General features: G+C 63.8%; 18 protein-coding genes. 2 read left to right on the top strand and 16 right to left on the bottom strand.

Annotated elements, in window-relative coordinates:
• Positions 1–9 precede the first annotated feature (9 nt).
• The 3 genes from ACQR1W_RS38625 to ACQR1W_RS38615 are packed head-to-tail and all read right to left on the bottom strand — an operon-like array spanning position 10 to position 2,530.
• Positions 10–1,731 carry an urease subunit alpha gene (locus ACQR1W_RS38625; RefSeq protein ID WP_434855669.1) on the bottom strand — a complete coding sequence of 574 codons (1,722 nt, stop codon included), beginning with the start codon at positions 1,729–1,731 and terminating at the stop codon, positions 10–12.
• 27 nt (positions 1,732–1,758) lie between these two features.
• Positions 1,759–2,208: an urease subunit beta gene (locus tag ACQR1W_RS38620; protein WP_434855668.1), complete on the bottom strand. Its 450-nt coding sequence runs from the start codon at positions 2,206–2,208 to the stop codon at positions 1,759–1,761.
• A gap of 19 nt (positions 2,209–2,227) precedes the next feature.
• Entirely contained in the window at positions 2,228–2,530 is a 303-nt protein-coding gene (locus ACQR1W_RS38615; protein ID WP_008973609.1) for an urease subunit gamma, read from the bottom strand.
• Between the two features lie 400 nt (positions 2,531–2,930).
• Here ACQR1W_RS38615 and ACQR1W_RS38610 point away from each other — a divergent pair, with 400 nt between their 5' ends.
• Both ACQR1W_RS38610 and ACQR1W_RS38605 read left to right on the top strand, forming a co-directional pair.
• Positions 2,931–3,731, top strand: a complete 801-nt coding sequence (locus ACQR1W_RS38610; protein WP_434855667.1) for a CbbQ/NirQ/NorQ/GpvN family protein — start codon at positions 2,931–2,933, stop codon at positions 3,729–3,731.
• Positions 3,719–6,049 carry a nitric oxide reductase activation protein NorD gene (locus ACQR1W_RS38605; protein ID WP_434855666.1) on the top strand — a complete coding sequence of 777 codons (2,331 nt, stop codon included), beginning with the start codon at positions 3,719–3,721 and terminating at the stop codon, positions 6,047–6,049. Before ACQR1W_RS38610 ends, ACQR1W_RS38605 begins: the two co-directional genes overlap by 13 nt.
• A gap of 2 nt (positions 6,050–6,051) precedes the next feature.
• Here ACQR1W_RS38605 and ACQR1W_RS38600 read toward each other — a convergent pair whose 3' ends face one another.
• From ACQR1W_RS38600 to ACQR1W_RS38540, 13 genes are all read right to left on the bottom strand, one after another.
• Positions 6,052–6,897, bottom strand: coding sequence for an urease accessory protein UreD (locus ACQR1W_RS38600; RefSeq protein ID WP_434855665.1), 846 nt, complete (start codon positions 6,895–6,897; stop codon positions 6,052–6,054).
• Positions 6,863–7,516: an urease accessory protein UreG gene (gene ureG / locus ACQR1W_RS38595; RefSeq protein ID WP_434855664.1), complete on the bottom strand. Its 654-nt coding sequence runs from the start codon at positions 7,514–7,516 to the stop codon at positions 6,863–6,865. Before ureG ends, ACQR1W_RS38600 begins: the two co-directional genes overlap by 35 nt.
• Positions 7,517–7,520: 4 nt before the next feature.
• Positions 7,521–9,230 carry an urease subunit alpha gene (gene ureC / locus ACQR1W_RS38590; protein ID WP_434855663.1) on the bottom strand — a complete coding sequence of 570 codons (1,710 nt, stop codon included), beginning with the start codon at positions 9,228–9,230 and terminating at the stop codon, positions 7,521–7,523.
• Positions 9,231–9,251: 21 nt separating this feature from the next.
• Positions 9,252–9,947, bottom strand: a complete 696-nt coding sequence (locus ACQR1W_RS38585) for an urease subunit gamma (protein ID WP_434855662.1) — start codon at positions 9,945–9,947, stop codon at positions 9,252–9,254.
• Between the two features lie 12 nt (positions 9,948–9,959).
• The gene (locus ACQR1W_RS38580) at positions 9,960–10,631 is read right to left on the bottom strand and encodes an urease accessory protein UreF (RefSeq protein ID WP_434855661.1); all 672 of its coding nucleotides are present in this window, start codon (positions 10,629–10,631) and stop codon (positions 9,960–9,962) included.
• Between the two features lies 1 nt (position 10,632).
• The gene (gene ureE, locus ACQR1W_RS38575) at positions 10,633–11,160 is read right to left on the bottom strand and encodes an urease accessory protein UreE (RefSeq protein WP_434855660.1); all 528 of its coding nucleotides are present in this window, start codon (positions 11,158–11,160) and stop codon (positions 10,633–10,635) included.
• 79 nt (positions 11,161–11,239) lie between these two features.
• Positions 11,240–12,277 (bottom strand): aliphatic amidase, encoded by a 1,038-nt coding sequence (locus ACQR1W_RS38570; RefSeq protein WP_008973618.1) that lies wholly within the window; start codon positions 12,275–12,277, stop codon positions 11,240–11,242.
• A 96-nt stretch (positions 12,278–12,373) separates the two neighbouring features.
• Positions 12,374–13,069: an urea ABC transporter ATP-binding subunit UrtE gene (gene urtE / locus ACQR1W_RS38565; RefSeq protein WP_434855659.1), complete on the bottom strand. Its 696-nt coding sequence runs from the start codon at positions 13,067–13,069 to the stop codon at positions 12,374–12,376.
• Entirely contained in the window at positions 13,069–13,812 is a 744-nt protein-coding gene (gene urtD / locus ACQR1W_RS38560; RefSeq protein WP_434855658.1) for an urea ABC transporter ATP-binding protein UrtD, read from the bottom strand. The genes urtE and urtD overlap by 1 nt, the downstream gene beginning before the upstream one ends.
• 4 nt (positions 13,813–13,816) lie before the next feature.
• Entirely contained in the window at positions 13,817–14,965 is a 1,149-nt protein-coding gene (gene urtC, locus ACQR1W_RS38555) for an urea ABC transporter permease subunit UrtC (protein WP_434855657.1), read from the bottom strand.
• A gap of 2 nt (positions 14,966–14,967) precedes the next feature.
• Positions 14,968–15,861: an urea ABC transporter permease subunit UrtB gene (urtB, locus tag ACQR1W_RS38550; RefSeq protein ID WP_008973622.1), complete on the bottom strand. Its 894-nt coding sequence runs from the start codon at positions 15,859–15,861 to the stop codon at positions 14,968–14,970.
• 77 nt (positions 15,862–15,938) lie between these two features.
• Positions 15,939–17,195, bottom strand: coding sequence for a transporter substrate-binding protein (locus ACQR1W_RS38545; RefSeq protein ID WP_434855656.1), 1,257 nt, complete (start codon positions 17,193–17,195; stop codon positions 15,939–15,941).
• Positions 17,196–17,443: 248 nt separating this feature from the next.
• On the bottom strand, positions 17,444–18,052 hold the full coding sequence (locus ACQR1W_RS38540; protein WP_434855655.1) for an ANTAR domain-containing response regulator: 609 nt from the start codon (positions 18,050–18,052) through the stop codon (positions 17,444–17,446).
• Positions 18,053–18,075 lie beyond the last annotated feature (23 nt).

The raw sequence follows: 18,075 nt of genomic DNA, 5'->3' as shown, positions 1-18,075 counted from the left end.
ACCGGTTTCTCAGCTGAAGAAGTATTTTTGATTGAGCGAGACTGTCGTCAGCGGCGGAACCGTCGCGTGCTTGCCGTCAACGGTCACCGCAAAGGTTTCCGGACTGACCTCGATCTTCGGTGTCCCGGTATTTCGAACCATGTCGTGCTTTCCGATCTTGCGCACATTTCTCACCGGCATCACCTGCCGGCGGAGCCCCAACCGCTCCTTGACGCCTGCAGCATGGGCGGATCCGGAGACGAAGGTGATGCAATTGGCGGCCAGCGCATCGCCGTAAGCACCAAACATCGGCCGGTAATAGGTAGGTTGCGGCGTCGGAAGCGATGCGTTCGGATCGCCCATTACCGCCCAGCTAATGAAGCCGTTCTTGATCACGATCTTTGGCTTTGCGCCGAAGAACGCCGGCTCCCACAGCACGAGATCGGCGATCTTGCCGACCTCGACCGAACCCAGCACGTCCGCAATTCCATGCGCGATCGCCGGATTGATCGTGATCTTTGCGACGTAGCGCAGCACGCGGAAGTTATCGTTTCCCGGTACGTCCTCCGGCAGCTTGCCGCGTCCAGTCTTCATTGCATCAGCAGTCTGAATGCAACGTAGCCAGCATTCCCCGATCCGTCCCATGGCCTGCGAGTCGCTTGAGAACATCGAGATGACGCCGAGATCCTGCAAGACATTTTCGGCAGCAATGGTTTCGGCGCGGATACGGCTCTCGGTGAAGGCCACATCCGAGGGGATGTCAGGACTGAGATGATGACAGACCATGATCATGTCATAGAGCTCCGCCTGCGAATTGATGCCGTAGGGGAGCGTAGGATTGGTCGAGGATGGCAAGACGTTGGGAAGGCCGGCGATCTTGATGATATCCGGCGCGTGGCCGCCGCCGGAACCTTCGGTATGGAACGAATGGACCGTCCGTCCTTCGAACGCCGCGATCGAATCGTCGATGAAACCGGACTCGTTCAGCGTATCTGTATGGATGCAGACCTGGGTGTCCGTTTCGTCGGCGACGGTCAGCGCGGAGCGAAGCACCGCCGGGGTGGTGCCCCAGTCTTCGTGGCATTTGACGCCGACCGCGCCCGCCTCGATCTGTTCAACCAGCGCGGCTTTGCCGTGTCCGTGTCCCTTGCCGAGAATACCGACGTTGAGCGGCCAGTTTTCGAACGCGCGCAACATCATGCTGATGTTGCCGGGACCCGAGGTGACGGTCGTCGCGTTGGAGCCGTCCGAAGGACCGGTACCGCCACCGATCAAGGTGGTGGTGCCGTTGGAGAGCGCGGCCTCGGCCTGCTGCGGAGAAATGAAATGAATGTGTGTGTCGATCCCGGCGGCCGTCAGGATGAGATGTGAGCCCGAGATGGCGTCGGTAGCCAATCCCAGCTCCAGGCCAGGCGTGACGCGATCCATCGTCTGAGGGTTGCCAGACTTGCCGATTGCACAGATGCGGCCATCCTTGATGCCCACGTCGGCTTTCACGACGCCCAGCACCGCGTCGATGACGGTCACGTTGGTGATCACCAGGTCGGGGGCGCCCCCTGCCCGCGTCACCTGATTGTCCATCCCCATACCCTCGCGCATACTCTTGCCGCCGCCGAAGACGATTTCATCGCCGTAACCGCCGCGCAGATCGCGCTCGATTTCAACGAACAGGCCCGTGTCGCCCAAGCGGATGCGATCGCCTGTCGTCGGACCGAAAAGGCCGACATATTCTTGCCGGGAGATGGTAGCCATTATGGCCCTCGTTCAAGGATTTGCGTTTCACGCCTTGTTCTGTAAGGAACGAAAGCCCCGTTGCGCTGCCAGCGCTACCGCCTTTGATTTCACCGTGGCGGCATTGCGATCCGCGGTCGGACCATCGACGAGGTTGTTGAAACCGTAGACGGCGCGCTTGCCGCCATAGGGCACGAGCTGCACCTCGCGCTCGTCGCCAGGCTCGAACCGCGTTGCCGTCGACGATGGGATGTTCAAATGCAGCCCGAAGGCCGCAGCGCGATCGAACTCAAGTGCAGGATTGACCTCGAAGAAATGGAAGTGCGATCCCACCTGTACCGGCCGGTCGCCAGCGTTGCGCACCTTGAGCGTCGTCACCGGGCGATCGGCATCGAATGTGATCGCCGCCGGGCTGCACACGTAGCCGCCGACCGGCACGTGGGATGTCGCCGGATCCACATCGGCGGCGATCTTGGGCCCCACTTTTGGTCCAGCCATGTTGATCTCCTGGAAACACTTATTGAATCGGCGTGTGCACCGTGACCAGGCGGCTTCCGTCGCTGAACACCGCCTCGATCTGCACCATGGGAATGAGATCGGCGACGCCATCCATCACGTCGGCCTTGGTCAGAACGGTACGCGCCTCGTTGGTGACGTCTTCGATTGTCTTGCCGGCCCGCGCGCCATCAAGGGCGGTCGCCGATATCACGGCGACGGCTTCCGGATAGTTGAGCTTGAGGCCCTTGGCTCGTCGTTTCAGTGCAACATCGGCCAACATATGGACGAGCAGCTTGTCGAACTCCCTCGGAGTTAGCTGCATAAGATCCTCCCGGAGCCAGGCCGCCAAAGAGAGATCGGCATATTGAACCACCTTCCGGCACGGATCATCCGGTGTTCTACTTAGTTTAACGCTAGAAAATACCTGAGAACCGATGTCGTCCGGCTCGGCTCTTGCGCTCGTCGTTGACGGTCTTTGACGGAATGGAGCCGACCGTGATGGGCGCACGGCGGAGCTTGTGGCCGAGGCCGCAACTCCGCAGCCACGTATCGAAAGCCTTGTCTTGCGGCCCTTCTTCGGCTCTAATTGGAGCTGCGGCCACGCCGCTCCCGGTGCGCTTCGAAGCTGCAGCGTGCCTCTCCAGGCAAAGATTGCCACATCCCCATTCGCGAGGGACGGTGGCGTTTGGCCCGGCTCTTCGCGCAGAACGCGGAGGCCTCGCATGACTCTCGATCCCTACCGGATCGGTGCCGAACCCTACTACCAGCCGCAGGGCGACGAGATCGCAACCTTCACGGCCGCCTATCAGGAACGGCTGCCGGTGATGCTGAAGGGACCGACTGGCTGCGGCAAGACGCGGTTCATCGAACACATGGCTTGGCGGCTCGATAGGCCGCTGGTCACAGTCGCCGCCCATGAGGACATGACGGCAGCCGACCTCGCCGGCCGCTATCTGCTGGAACCGTCCGGCACCGTATGGCACGACGGGCCGCTGACGCTCGCGGTGCGCCACGGCGCGATCTGCTATCTCGACGAGATCGTCGAGGCGCGGCAGGACACGATGGTCGTGATCCACCCCTTGACCGACGCGCGCCGCATCCTGCCGCTCGACAAGCACAACGAGATCGTGCCGGCGCATCCGGACTTCCAGCTCACCATTTCCTACAACCCCGGCTACCAGAGCGCCGTCAAGGACCTGAAGGAATCGACCAAGCAGCGCTTCATCGCGATCGACTTCGGCTATCCGCCGCCGGCAACGGAGAGCGCAATCATTGCACGCGAGAGCGGCGCGGACACGGACCTTGCCCGCCTGCTCGTCGCGATCGCGGAGCGCTCGCGCAATCTGCAGGGCCACGGCCTCGACGAAGGCGCCTCAACGCGGATGCTGATCCATACCGGCCGCATGGTGCGCGCCGGCCTGCCGCTTGCGACCGCGGTGCAGTCCGGCATCGTGCTTCCGATCACGGATAATCCGGACATCCGCGCAGCCCTCACCGACGCGATCGAGGCATGCCTGCCGTGAGCGCAGCCAAGCCGCCGATTGCGTTGAAGTTGCTCGTGGAGCCCGGAGGCGATACCCGTCCGCTGCATCTGTTGATGCGCCAGCGCGACAGCCTGTGGCCGCTGTTTCTGTCGACCTGGGAGATGCTGTCGCGGCAGTTCCAGCCGCCCGAACTGGAGGCATGGGCCGGCGCGGTGCTCAAGCTCGCGCATGTCAATGCGGGCCCGTCCTGCCTGCTGGCCTATTGGGAGGCGAGCACGGCAGGCGCTATGTCCGGCGAGATCGCGCCGCTGCTCGGCGCGGCGCAGGCGAGCGTCGAGATCTGCCGCAATGCCGGTGCGCAGGCCGCAACCGGCGCGCTCAAGGCTCTGCCTGCCGCGCGCCGCGTCCTCGGCCACGGCGCGCCGTTATCGCGGTGGTGGCGGGCGATGGAGAGGCTTGCACAGCAGGCGCCGGAATCCGTGGTGCCGATGGCGGGCCAGATGGGCGAGATCCTTCGGCCGGGCACGATCGAGGCGTTCGAGAATTTCGTCGCCGCAGGATTGCGCGCGGCGGCCGGCGACCGTCGGAAGCGGATCGCGTTCTTCTCGCTGCAGGACGAGTTGGCGCGGCGGCTGATCACGCGGGATCCCGTTGCGGTGACATTCACCGATATCGAACATGAGCTGAAAGCCTTCCTCACCGCGCTCTGGGGCGAGGTGCCGCTGTTACGGAGCATGGCGCTCGAAGACGGCGGCCAGCAGCCGCAGCGCCGCGCCGCAATCGCAGGACCGCTGATCCGGCTGCCCGAGATCTATCGCGGCATGCAGCGAGATGCGGCACGCGCACTGTTTCAGGCTGCGGCCGCCCATGCGCAGGCGCATCTCGCGCTCGGCCGTGCGCGCTTTCCAATCGGCCAGCTCAAGCCGCTGCAGGTGACGCTGGTCGGTCTGATCGAGGACGCCCGCGTCGAAGCGCTGGCGATGCGCGCCCTGCCTGGCCTGCGGCGGCTGTGGGCGCCCTATCACGTCGCAGTTCCCACCGCCATCGCCACTGCGCCGATGCTGCTCGCACGGCTAGCGCGCGCCTTGTTCGATCCAGCTTACGTCGACGATGACGGCTTCGTCAGCAAAGGACGCGCGCTGTTTACAGCGGCACTGCTGCGGATCAACGAGTCCGCGATCAGCCGCGAGATCGGCATGCTGCTCGGCAACGACCTCGGCCAGATGCGGGTGCAGTTCAACGCCAAGACCTATGTGGTCGAGCCGCTCTATCGCGACGATGGTCTCGGCCTGTGGGATTTCGGTGACCACACACCGCCCTCCGCCGACGTGTTGGAGCTGTTTATCGACGCCGTCCGGCAGCAGCGGGAGGACGACGAGGGGCCGCGACAGGAGCATGATCCGGGCGAGACGACACCCGAGCCGGGAAAAGCTCGCCCCGTGGCGCCCAATGAACGCGGCGTGATCATTGCGCGCTATCCCGAATGGGACCGCGTCGATGCGATCGAGCGCACCAACTGGACCACCGTGCGCGAGGTCGCGGCGCATGCGGGCGACGCCAGAAGTATCGAGGATGCGCTCGACCGCGCAGGCGCATTGCGCAGCCGTGTCGCGCGCCTCGTCCGCGGCGTCCGCATCGGCCGCACCGTGCGGCTGAAGCGGCAACAGGACGGTCATGACCTCGATCTCGATGCCGTGCTCGATGCCGCAATCGCGCTGCGCGGCCGCGAAAAGCCGGACCTGCGCGTGTTCCGCGCCACCAAGGCCATGCATCGCGATCTCTCGGCGCTGCTCCTGATCGATACGTCTGAGTCCACCCACGACCGGCTTGCCTCGGGAGCAACCATTCTCGATGTCGAACGGCTGGCCGTGGCCCTGCTCGCGGAGGCCATGAACCAGCTCGGCGATACGTTCGGGCTGCTGGCCTTCGCCTCCGACGGACGCGAAGATGTCCGGATGACCAACATCAAGGGCTTCGACGAGCCTTATGACACCGATTGCCGCGCGCGGCTGGCCGGCCTGACCTCCGGATTGTCCACCCGCCTGGGCACGGCCTTGCGTCATGCCGGTTCGGTGGTCGGCCAGACGACGACGAGCCGCAAGCTGCTTATCGTGCTGACCGATGGCGAGCCCTCGGACGTCGATGTCTCGGATCCGCTGGATCTGATCGAAGATGCCCGTCGCGCTGCGGTCGGGCTGCATGCCGCCGGCATTGATGCCTATGGCGTCGTGCTCGGCCGAGCCGGCTCGGAGGCCGCGGCACGCATCTTCGGCCGCGGCAACACCATGCTGGTCCATCGTGTCGAAGACCTGCCGGCGCGATTGTCCGAGCTCTATTTTCGCTTGGCGCGCCGATGATCCTATTTGCGCCGGCGCGCCAGCTTCACACCGAGCGCGGCCTGCGCGGCAACGTGGAATGCTGCATCCATTGCGCGCGACAGCGCGCCGCCATCAGGCGCCAGGATGCGAAGGACTATGCCTGCCTCGTTAGGGGCGGCCGACGCGCCGGCCAGCGCGCCGCTTTTGTCCGCGACCTGTTGCAAGGTCTGCAGCGGTGGCAGCTGATCCAGTGGCGCGATCAGGACGAGACTGGCCGAGGCCGTGCGCGCTCCCAGCGCGCCATGCAGTTCATCACCGCTGATCCGCCCAGCGTCCTGCAGCAGCAGGCGGCCATCGGGCCGCACGATCCGCAGACGACTGGAGAACTCGGCGAAGGCGCGCCCATTCGCACGGGGATCATGCATTGCGAAGCCATCGGCCACACAGAGCACGGCGTTCGCGGCCACGACCGCTGTGGTTTCCAGCGCCAGCGATGCGCCAGGAAACAAGACGTAAGGATCGGTCGTGATGGCGCAGAATGCGTTGGTGTCCACGTTCACGGTCTGGCGCTGCACGGCGCCGATGCCGCGGCGGTCGTGAACCACAGTCGCGGCCTGCGTTGTCAGGTGGAACGCAGCGTCACGCGCGACGGCCAGGTCGAGCGCGATCCGATCGCCCGCATAGAGCCCACCAGAGGCCGATTGCAGATAGAGCGTCAACAGATCTGGCCTGAGGGCGTCGAGATAAAACCCGCGAGTCACATGCAGGGGATAACCGACATGCTGACGTCGCAGGATGCTGCGGCCGCCGGCATGATCGACGGATAGCGCGGCTTCGACCGCACGTCCCGTCTCAGAGGCGGAACAGGACGGCAGAGGAGATCGCATCGGCCACTGCCTCCACGCCGGTGCAGGTCTTGAGATTGGTCGCGATCACAGGCCGTCCATCACGGACCTGTCGCGCCTCCCCGAGCATGCGGGCGAGATCGACACCGACATGCGGAGCGAGATCGATCTTGTTGACGACCAGGAGATCACAGCGCAGCAGGCCAGGCCCTCGCTTGCGAGGGATATCGTCGCCGCCCGCGACATCGATGACGAAGATCCACCAGTCGACGAGGTCCAGCGAGAAAGTCGAGGCCAGATTGTCGCCGCCCGACTCGAACAGGATCAGCTCCAGCCCGGGAAAGCGCATTTCGAGCTCATCGCCGGCGGCAATGTTGAGAGTCGGATCCTCGCGGATCACGGTATGCGGACAGGCGCCCGCCTCCACCGCGGCCACTCGCGCCGGATCGATCAGACCGGAGCGGCGCAGCCGCTCGGCATCCTCCTTGGTCACGAGATCATTGGTGACGACTGCGAAATCGATGCCGCGCCGCTGCAGCACCGGGATCAGCGCCTCGATCAGAGCCGTTTTGCCCGAGCCGACTGGGCCGCCAATGCCGACGCGCGCCGCGCCGACCTGGGCGCCGCCGTCATCATCGATCGGTCGCGGGCTGTGCAGCATCGGCTCACCTCAGCATGTAGCGCCGCGCCAGCGGCAGCTCGCGGGCGGGCTCGCAGGTCGCAAGCTCGCCATCGACGAACACGTCGAACGTCTCCGGGTCGACCCTGATGTTCGGACAAGCGTCGTTCCACAGCATGTCGCGTTTAGAGAGCTTGCGCGTGCCGCTGACCGGCAGCAGCTGCTTCGACAGGCCAAGCTCGCCGCCGAGCCCGCGGTCGATCGCGAACGGGTGGACGAAGCAGGCCGACAGCGCTGCGGGCGCGCGGCCGAATGCGCCCCATTGCGGCCGCATCAGCATCGGCTCGCAGGTCATCAGCGACGCTGCACTATCCCCCATCGCGCCCCAGGCGATGAAGCCGCTTTTGATCACAAGCTCCGGCTTGATGCCGAAGAAGGCGGGACGCCACACCACGATGTCGGCGATCTTGCCATCCTCGAGCGAACCGATGTGATCGGCGATGCCGAAAGTCCTCGCGGCGTTGATGGTGTATTTGGCGATGTAGCGACGAATGCGCGCATTGTCGCCGAAACCTGGCTTGTCCTCCGGCAGCGCGCCGCGTTGATCCTTCATCTTCGACGCCAGCTGCCAGGTCCGGCAGATCACTTCATGGATACGGCCCATACCCTGGCTGTCCGAGCCCAGCATCGAAATCGCCCCGATGTCGTGCAGCACGTCCTCGGCGGCGATCGTCTGCGCGCGGATGCGACTCTCGGCGAAGGCGACGTCCTCCGGGATGGCCGGATTGAGATGGTGGCACACCATCGTCATGTCGAGATGTTCGTCGAAGGTGTTGACCGTGTAGGGATTGGTCGGGTTGGTCGACGACGGCAGGCAATGCATCTCGCCGGCGACGCGAATGATGTCGGGTGCGTGGCCGCCACCCGCGCCCTCGGTGTGATACATATGGATGGTGCGCCCACCGATCGCCTCCAGCGTGTTCTCGACGAAGCCGGATTCGTTCAGCGTATCGGTATGGATCTGCACCTGGAAATCGTGGGCGTCGGCAACCTTGAGGCAGGTATCGATCGCGGCCGGCATCGATCCCCAGTCCTCGTGCAGCTTGAGTCCCATCACGCCGGTCTGCAGCTGCTCGATCAGCGGCGCCTCGCGATGGGAATTGCCGCGACCGAGAAAGCCGAAATTCATCGGCCACGCTTCCGCGGCCTGCAGCATCTTTCCAGTGTTGAATGGTCCGCCGGAATCGATGCCGACCGTGATCGGCCCTAGCGAACCGCCGATCATGGTGGTGATGCCGCTCGCCAGCGCGTGCTCGACGAGGCCGGCGCTATCGAAGTGCACGTGAACATCGATCGCGCCTGGGGTTGCGATCAACCCTTCACAGTCGCGCACCGTCGTGCCGGTCGAAACGATCAGGCGCGGATCGACCCCGTCCATGATCGCGGGATTGCCGGCCTTGCCGATCCCGACGATACGACCGTTGCGAATGCCAAGGTCGCCCTTGACGATCCCGATTACGGGATCGATCACGGTGACGTTGCAGAGCAGGAAGTCCAGCGCACCTTCGCGGCTCGTGATCCCGGCCATGCCGATGCCGTCGCGCAGAGTCTTGCCCCCGCCATGCAGGCACTCGTCGCCATACACGGCATGGTCCTTCTCGACCACGGCGAACAGCGAGGTGTCGCCGAGCCGGACCGCGTCGCCGGTGGTCGGGCCATAGAGCGCGGCATAGTCGCGCCGGTCGATCGTCGTCACCTCGTTCCCCCTTCAAAAGGCTCAGGCGCCGCGGAAGCCACGTGCCTTGGCACGCGCCAGCGCCGCAGCACGCACGTCCGGATGCGCGGCCGCGCCGTCGGTCAGACTATTGAGCCCGGTAAGCTGCTGGCTGCCACCAAATTCGACCAGGGTGACCTCCTTCGACGCGCCCGGCTCGAAGCGCACGGCCGTGCCGGCGGGAATGTCGAGCCGCAGGTTGAAGGCCGCGGCGCGATCGAATTCGAGTGCCTTGTTGACCTCGAAGAAGTGGAAGTGCGAGCCGATCTGGATCGGCCGGTCGCCGGTGTTGATCGCCGTAAGCGTTACGCTGCGACGTCCGGCATTGAGCACGATCTGTCCCGCCTGCGCGTTCACCTCACCGGGGCGCTCGCGATCAGCGGCAGCGCCGGGTGCAGGCCGGATCGGCTCGTGGACGGTCACGAGCTTGGTGCCGTCGGGAAAGGTGCATTCGACCTGGATGATGTCCATCATGGCGGCGATCCCGGGCAGCACGTCCTTCGTGGTCAGGATGGTCGAGCCGTAGCTGATCAGGTCGGCGACCGAGCGGCCGTCGCGCGCGCCTTCCAAGATCTCGTCGGCAATGATGGCGACAGCTTCCGGATAATTCAGCTTGAGCCCGCGCCCTCGGCGGCGACGCGAGAGCTCAGCGGCGTTGAAGATGGTCAGGCGCTCGAGTTCGGTTGGCGTCAGCAGCATGCGGTTTCACTCTCAATTGGCGAACAGCCGGAGTTCGGCATGAGCATGGCGCGCCGTTGCAACGTCGAGAAAGGGAATGAAACTCTCCAGCACGGCATGCTCGGCGACCGGGCGCGCAACCAGTTCGTCGATGAGCGGTAGCAACGCCTCCAGCACGGCCTGGCCCTGCAACGCGCCGACACTTCCTAACCGCACCGCAGCCGTGATGAGCCCGGATGCTGCCGTATAGGCCGAGCACAACTCGGCGTGGCGCTCGTCGAGCTGCAGCGCGGCCCACACGGCCCCCTGCATGACTGCGATGTGCCCCAAGCATGTACTCGACTTCACGGCATCGCGTAGCGCGAGAGCGAACGGCTGGCCGAGCCGTGCATGGGCAGCCAGGAACGACGCGCCATTACGCCGCGAGCCGGATCGCAGGGCCTCGATCATGGTCGACGCCTCGACCTCCTGGTCGATCGCCGCAAGTGCCGCGATATCAGCCTTGGCCCGAAAAGCACGCAACAGCGCGAGCCGGTCAAAGCTCGCCCAACGCTGCCGCAGGACGGCACCACACAGCCGCTCGAACTCGTGCAGATTCATGTCCCGGCGCAGCGCCATCGCCCCCTCGATGCCGTAGGAAAAGGCGAAGGCGCCGCTCGGAAAGGCGGCATCGGCCTGCCATATCGTGCGCAGCAGCGCCAGCATCTCAGTGATCACCGTGAGGGTGGTCGTGCCCTATCGCGGTTGAGACCGAATCGGCCGGCGCGAGCGCATCGACAGTCTCCTCGTCCAGCACCGTGACGGCGACGCGCCTCGCGGCGATCAGGTTCTCGATCCGCGCGGTGTAGTCCTCGGGCCGTCCTTCCAACGCCACCAGCAGCACCTCCCCGCCGAAGCGCACCCGCCAATGCAGGTTGCCGACTTGATAGCCGAGCTCGACGGCATCCGAGATCGAGCGTGGCTCCAGCCGCAGCCAGCGCTCGGTCGCAGCGCGCACAACGATGGCGCGATCGTCCTCCAGCAGCAGCACCGCGCCGTCGAACAGCTTCTCATTGCGGGGTAGCGCAATCGCCAGCTCTTCGCCATTGCGGGTCGCGATGAGGAGCCGCCGGCGGGCGAGGTCGGCTGCCGGGACAGTGACGACATCGACCGCGCCCTGATGTTCGAGGCGGTGAAGCTCTTCCGAGAATTCCGGCTCCAGCCTGCTCCCCAGCACGCGGTCGATGCGCAGCATCGCAGATAACTCCAGAGATTGCGATTCGGAGGACGCCGGGGCGGACGGATGCTGATCCGCCGCCCTGCACGCCAACCTCTTACCGATGCGCCACCTTCTTGTTCGGGATGCCCTCGATCGGACATTCCTCGGTGCCGACCGTCTGGCGCGTGAACGATTCCACCATCTCGCGGGTGCCCTCGGGATCCGCGATCCACTTGGCATAGAAGTCGTACGGACAGGCCGCGACGCCACGGTCGCCGTCGCCCGAATTGATCAGGCCGGTGTAGCCGCGATGCACGAGCTTGAAGAGATGGTTCTGCGACTGGCCATTTTTGCGGGCGTCGCGGATCAGTGATTTCGACAACTGCGCATACTGCACGCCGTAATCCTCCTCGCCGCATTCCCCGAGCGTCCTGCCGTCGAAGCCGATGATCGCGGAATGGCCGAAATAGGAATAGACGCCGTCAAAGCCGGACGCGTTGGCAACCGCGACATAGACGTTGTTGGCCCAGGCCATGGCCTTGGCCATGATCACCTGCTGGTCCTTGGCGGGATACATGTAGCCCTGGCAGCGCACGATCAGCTCGGCACCCTTCATGGCGCAGTCGCGCCAGATCTCGGGATAGTTGCCGTCATCGCAGATGATCAGCGAGATCTTCAGACCCTTCGGACCTTCCGACACGTAGGTGCAATTGCCGGGATACCATCCCTCGATCGGCACCCAAGGCATGATCTTGCGGTATTTCTGCACGATCTCGCCCTTGTCGTTCATCAGGATCAGCGTGTTGTAGGGCGCCTTCTTCGGATGCTCCTCATGGCGCTCGCCGGTCAGCGAGAACACGCCCCAGACCTTGGCCTTGCGGCAGGCTTCCGCGAAGATCTCGGTCTCGTCGCCGGGCACGGTCGAGGCGGTCTCGTACATCTCCTTGGAATCGTACATGATGCCGTGGGTCGAGTATTCCGGGAAGATGACGAGATCCATCCCGGGCAGACCGGTCTTCATGCCGACGATCATGTCGGCGATCTTGCGCGCGTTGTCGAGCACCTCCGCCTTGGTATGAAGGCGCGGCATCTTGTAGTTCACGACGGCGACGCCGATTGTGTCCTGACTTGAAGTGATATCACCGTGCAGCATCTTGCTCTCCTTGCATCCAACCCGTCATAAGCCCTGCCGTTCAAGTTCCGATGCGCTGGCCGACGCACCGCCCTCTGCCTCCACCCGCCGCCACCGTCACACCGCCATGTGCCGGTGAACCATCGCGTCGGTGAGTTCCGAAATGTCGCCCGCCGCGACGATGCGCCCCTTCTCCATCATGGCGAAACGGTGCGCCGCATTGCGGACGAACGAGACGTTCTGCTCGACCAGGATCACGGTCAGTCCGATCTCCCCGTTGAGCCGGACGATGACCTGCTCGATCTCCTCGACGATGGACGGCTGGATGCCTTCGTTCGGCTCGTCGAGCAGGATGATCTTGGGGTCGGCGGCAAGCGCGCGTGCGATCGCAAGCTGCTGCTGCTGGCCGCCGGACAGCACGCCGCCGTTGCGGTCGAGATTGTTCATCAGATAAGGAAACAGCTCGGCGACCAGCGGCGGAATCTCGCGTTTGCCGTCGATCCGCGCGAACGAGCCCATCAGGATGTTCTCGCGGACCGTGAAATCGGGAATGATATCCCGGCCCTGAGGCACATAGGCGATCCCTGCGCGCGCCCGCCTGAATGTCGGCTCACCGCCGATCTCTCGATCGGCCAACCTGATCTGCCCGTCCATGCGGTCGGTCAATCCCATCAGGGTCTTGAGCAGCGTCGTCTTGCCGGTGCCGTTGCGCCCCAAGACGGCCGTCACGCGCCTCTCAGGCACATCGAGCGAGATGTCGTGCAGGATGTGGCTGCGATCGTAGAAGCTGTCGACATGCGAGAGCGCCAGCATCAGGTGATCCCCTTCGAGCCAAGATAGGCCTGCTTGACCTTGGGATCGGTCTCAATCTCGGAGACGCTACCCTCCGCCAGCACCTGCCCGAGATGCAGGACGGTGATCCGTTCGGCGATCTCGCGCACGAACGCCATGTCATGCTCGACCACGATGATGGTGTGGCGCCCCTTGAGATTGTTGACGATCAGTGATGTCTTATGCGTCTCGGCCTGGGTCATGCCCGCGGTCGGCTCGTCGAGCAGAATGATCTTCGGGTCCTGCGTGATCAGGAGACCCAGCTCGAGCCATTGGGTCTGGCCATGGCTGAGATAGGCCGCAACGCGGTTGGCTTCTTCGGCGAGCCCGATCAGCTCCAGCACCTCGTCGACCTTCGCCTTCGCCGGAAAGCCGAAGCCAAGATTAGCGAACACGCTCGGGCTCGTGCAGCTGGCGACCTCCAGATTGCGGCGGACGGTCAGCTCCTTGAACACGCTCGGGATCTGGAATTTGCGCCCGATGCCGGCGCGCGCGATTCTGTGCTCTTCCCAGTTCGTGATGTCGGTATCGTGGAGAAACACGCGACCGCCGGTCGACCTGGTCTTGCCCGAGATCAGGTCCATGAGGGTGGTCTTGCCGGCGCCGTTGGCGCCGAGCAGGACGCGCAGCTCGCCGTCTTCGACGATCATCGACACGCCGTTGACGGCCTTGAAGCCCTCGAAGTCGACACTGAGCCCATCAATGGTCAATGCTGCCTGTGCCATCGGCCTACTCTGCAAGCTGTGAGGACGCGCCGTTGACACGCAACGCTGGCGTCCGGTCAGGCGTCCTGCGTGCGACGAAGCGGTCGATCAGATCGTGCGCGAGACCGGCGATGCCACGCGGCAGATAGAGCACGACCAGCACGAAGACGAGGCCGATGATCGCCTTCCACGCCTCCGCGAACCCTTCGGTCTCGCTGACGGTCGCCGAGATCATGTTGATCAGGATGGCGCCGATGCACGCCCCTAGGATCGAGGCGCGGCCGCCGACGGCAGCCCACACCACCATGGTGATCGAGAAACTCAGATCCATGAAGGTCGGCGAGGCGAACTCCGATACGATCACATAGAGCATGCCGGCGAAGCCGGCGATCAGCGCCGACACGGCGAAGAAGAAGGTCTGGTAGGCCGGAACGTCGAAGCCGAGATAACGCGCCCGATTCTGGTCGTCGCGGATCGCCTGCAGAATCACACCGGCCCGGGTCTCGACCAGCAGCCGCGCCAGCACCAGCACGACGCTCAGCGAGATCGCAATCAGGTAATAGCTCGGCACCACATAGGGGTCGAACTCGAATCCTCCCAGCTTGAACCAGCCGAGATCGGTGAGGCCGTTAAACCCGTTGGTAACCGGCTGGGCGTCGATCATGATGAGGCGGACCAGCAGCACCAGCGCCAGCGTGATGATCGAGACGAATACCCCGGAAATGCGCTTGCGGAACACGATCGAGCCGAGCACGAAGGCGATCAACACGGGCAGGATCAGGCCCATCGCGACGCCGAACCACTGGCTCTGGAACGGTAGCCAGAGGAACGAGGCCTTGTTGATGCAGCACAGCTCGGTCTTGGCGCCGGGCTCGGCATTCCACAGCATGAAGTCCGGCACCGGCTTGTCGGAGCCTTGCTGCAGGCTGGTGGTGCTGGCCAGCTTCAGCGACATCGCCAGCATGTAGGCGCCGGCCCCGAAGAACAGCCCCTGCCCGAGATTGAGGATGCCGGCGTAGCCCCACGACAGCGCGACGGCGATGCCGAGCATGCCGAACACGAGATATTTTGCGAGCCGGTTCAGCCAGAACGAATCCATGATCAACGGGAAGACCATGATCAGGACAATGAACGCGGCGTAGATCGCCCAGTCGATGCGGCGCCTGGACAGCATGGTCAGCGCCCCTTCAGGGCGAACAGGCCCTTCGGCTTGAGTACGATGATCGCAATCACGACGCCGAACACGACGGCACGGGCGAGAATGTCGTTGGTCGCGGCCGCCACCAAGCCGTTGATCTCGCCGAGAATGCCCGCAGAGAATACCGAGCCGAGCAGGCTGCCGACGCCACCCATCACGACGACCAGGAAGCCGTCGACCACCATCGGCGTCCCCATGTCCGGAAACACGGTCTTGAAGCCGGACATCATCACGCCGGCAACGCCGGCAAGACCGGAGCCGAATGCGAAGGTCAGCGCGTTGACGCGCGTGACATCGATGCCGCAGGCCGCCGCCATCTTCGGATTGCGGATGATGGCGCGAACCTGGGTGCCGGCCACGGTGCGGTAGATCACAAACCAAGTAGCGAGAGCGAGAATAGCGGTCACCACAATAATGAAGGCGCGGTAGCGATTGATGTCGGCGCCTGCGATACGGAGCGTGCCCTGCAGGATCTCCGGCACGCTGACGTTCTGCAGGCCCGGTCCGAGGCCCTGGATGTGAATGCCGAGGAACGACAGCCCGAATTCGAGTCTGACGGCCTGCTGAATCAGAATCGCGATGCCCCAGGTGGCAAGCAGCGTATCGAGCAGCCGGCCATAAAGCTTGCGAACGACGACCCGCTCGATCAAAAGTCCGAGTAACGCGGTGACGATGAAGGCGAGCGGGATCGCGACGAAGATGTTGGTGCCGAGCCACAGCCCGGACAGCACGGTCACATAGGCCCCCACCATCACCATCTCGCCATGGGCCATGTTGATGACGCCCATCGCGCCATAGGTAATGGCGAGGCCGAGCGCGACCAACAGCAGGATCGATCCCAGGCTGAGACCGATGAACAGGACCTCGAGCATGCCATATGCCTCCGCCGTCCACCGCGCGCGGGAGAACGCGCGGCGGACGAGATTTCCTTCAGGTCGGGTTTTTGACGTCAGGTTTTCAACTTGGCCGCATCCAACCCCTTCGAGGTGCAGAAGAGGTTGGTCGGGGTTTCGCCGTAGGCGACGTAAGGAAGCGGCATGACCGGCTCTTTGTAGGCGTCGATGATCTTGCCCTGCCCGTCCGGGAGCCACTGTGCGATACGCGGGGTGAGATAGGTGTGCAGGTTCTCCGGCTCGATCTTGACATGGCCGTTGGGCGCATCGAACTCCTGGCCCTTGACGGCCTCGCGGATCGCGGTCGGCGAGATCTCGGCCGCCTTCTCGACCGCCTGCTTCCACAGGAAGACCTGGAAATAGGACGACTCGAGCGCGTGATGGGTCACCGCCTTCGGATCCTTCACGAACGCACGATAGCGCTCGATGAACGCCTTGTTTCGATCGGTGTCGATGGCCTGGAAATACGGGAACGAGGTGAAGGAGCCCACCGCATATTCCGCGCCCATCGCCGCGATCTCGATCTCCGAGGTGACGGTTGCACAGATCGGCAGCTTGTCGTGGGTGAGACCCTGGTTCTTGTATTCGCGGTAGAATGCGACGACGGAGTCACCGACCACGTTCGACAAGACGACGTCACAGCCGGACGACTTGATCTTGTTGACCATCGACCCCCATTCGGAATGACCGAGCTCGAGATATTCGTCAGCGATCCATTCGCCACCGTTCTTCTCGATCAGAATCTTGGAAACCTTGGCCATCTCCCGCGGGTAAATGTAGTTCGACCCGACGATGAAGAATTTCTTCTTGCCCAGCGTCTTGATGATCCAGGGAATGAAGTTCGATAGCTGCTGGTTCGGAACGGCACCGGTATAGACGACGTTCTTCGAGCACTCGAAGCCTTCATAGTAGGTCGGATAGAAGTAGAGGTTGTTGCGCTTCTCAAACACCGGCAGCACAGCCTTGCGGCTGGCGGAGGTGTAGGAACCGAATACTGTCGGGACCCGATCCTGGATGACGAGCTTGGACGCCTTCTCGTTATAGGTCTTCGGATCGGAGGCGCCGTCCTCGGCAACAGCCGTGATCTTCATGCCTTTGACACCGCCGCCGGCGTTGATCTCGCTGATCGCCATCATCGTGGCATCGTGCAAGGATTTCTCGATGATCGAGAGACCGCCCGTGAGCGAGAACAGCACACCGACCTTGATCTCGCCCGCAGCCTTCGCACCGGTCGAAAACACCCATGGCGAGGTGATCAGCGCGCCACCCGCCAAAGCGCCGCTCTTCAAGAACTTGCGTCTATCAACTGCCATACCGCACACTCCCCGTTGTCCAGACACACGGCCTCGTTCGCGCCGAAGCGCGTTGCTTGCTGCCAGAAATTCGCCCAGATCGGATCGAGCCCCGACAACGTGGTGTGCGTCGGCGGCGAAACTCGGTCCAAAAACAAAAAGCCCGACGAACCCTTCACGGGTTCTTCGGGCTGCCTAGCCGGTGCCAGACCAGCATCATCGATGGTCCGGCGATGTCGAAAGGATGCTCTCCCCTCAACTAATAAAAGCTAATCACCTTTGGCGCGGTATTGCAAGAGCTCGTTTGCGTGAATGATAGCTGCGGCCATGTCGTCCATCGAGAGGCGCTTCGACATCGCCTGTCTGCGAATGCTCTCGTAGGCATCAGCCTCGCTCAGTCCCTGACCATCCATCAGGATCGCCTTGGCTTTCTGGATCCGCTGGATGCCGGCCAGCTTGCGTTCGAGCTTGCGCAGGCGCTTCTCGGATTCACGCCGCTCCAACCACAGGCTGCGGGCGATCGTCAGATTCGTCAGTAATCCAAATGGCCGGATGGGTCGTTCGATCACCGCAACGGCGCCGGCCTCAAGCACCAGTTGCAATGTCGACGGGTCTTCATAGGAAACGACTGCGATCAGGGTCGGCCGAAGGCCGGCATCAGATTTCAGCAAACGCTGAATCTCCAGGCGCATATCGTGCTCGATCGCCAGCAGGATGACATCGGCACCTTCTGCCCAGCATTCCGGCACCGGCCATTGCATCTCGACCATGCAGCCGATGCGGCGCAGGTGCTCGACGAGCTTGGTACGCTCACTGTCCGGCGGGTGCACCACGTGGACCCGCAAGCCGCGCAGATCACGAAGAATTTGGATGGCCACGTCCAGTTCTCCGTCCCGCGCCC

It is taken from the genome of Bradyrhizobium sp. HKCCYLS1011, assembly GCF_051167795.1.
GTDB lineage: Bacteria > Pseudomonadota > Alphaproteobacteria > Rhizobiales > Xanthobacteraceae > Bradyrhizobium.
This window is presented reverse-complemented; position numbering and strand designations above follow the sequence as displayed.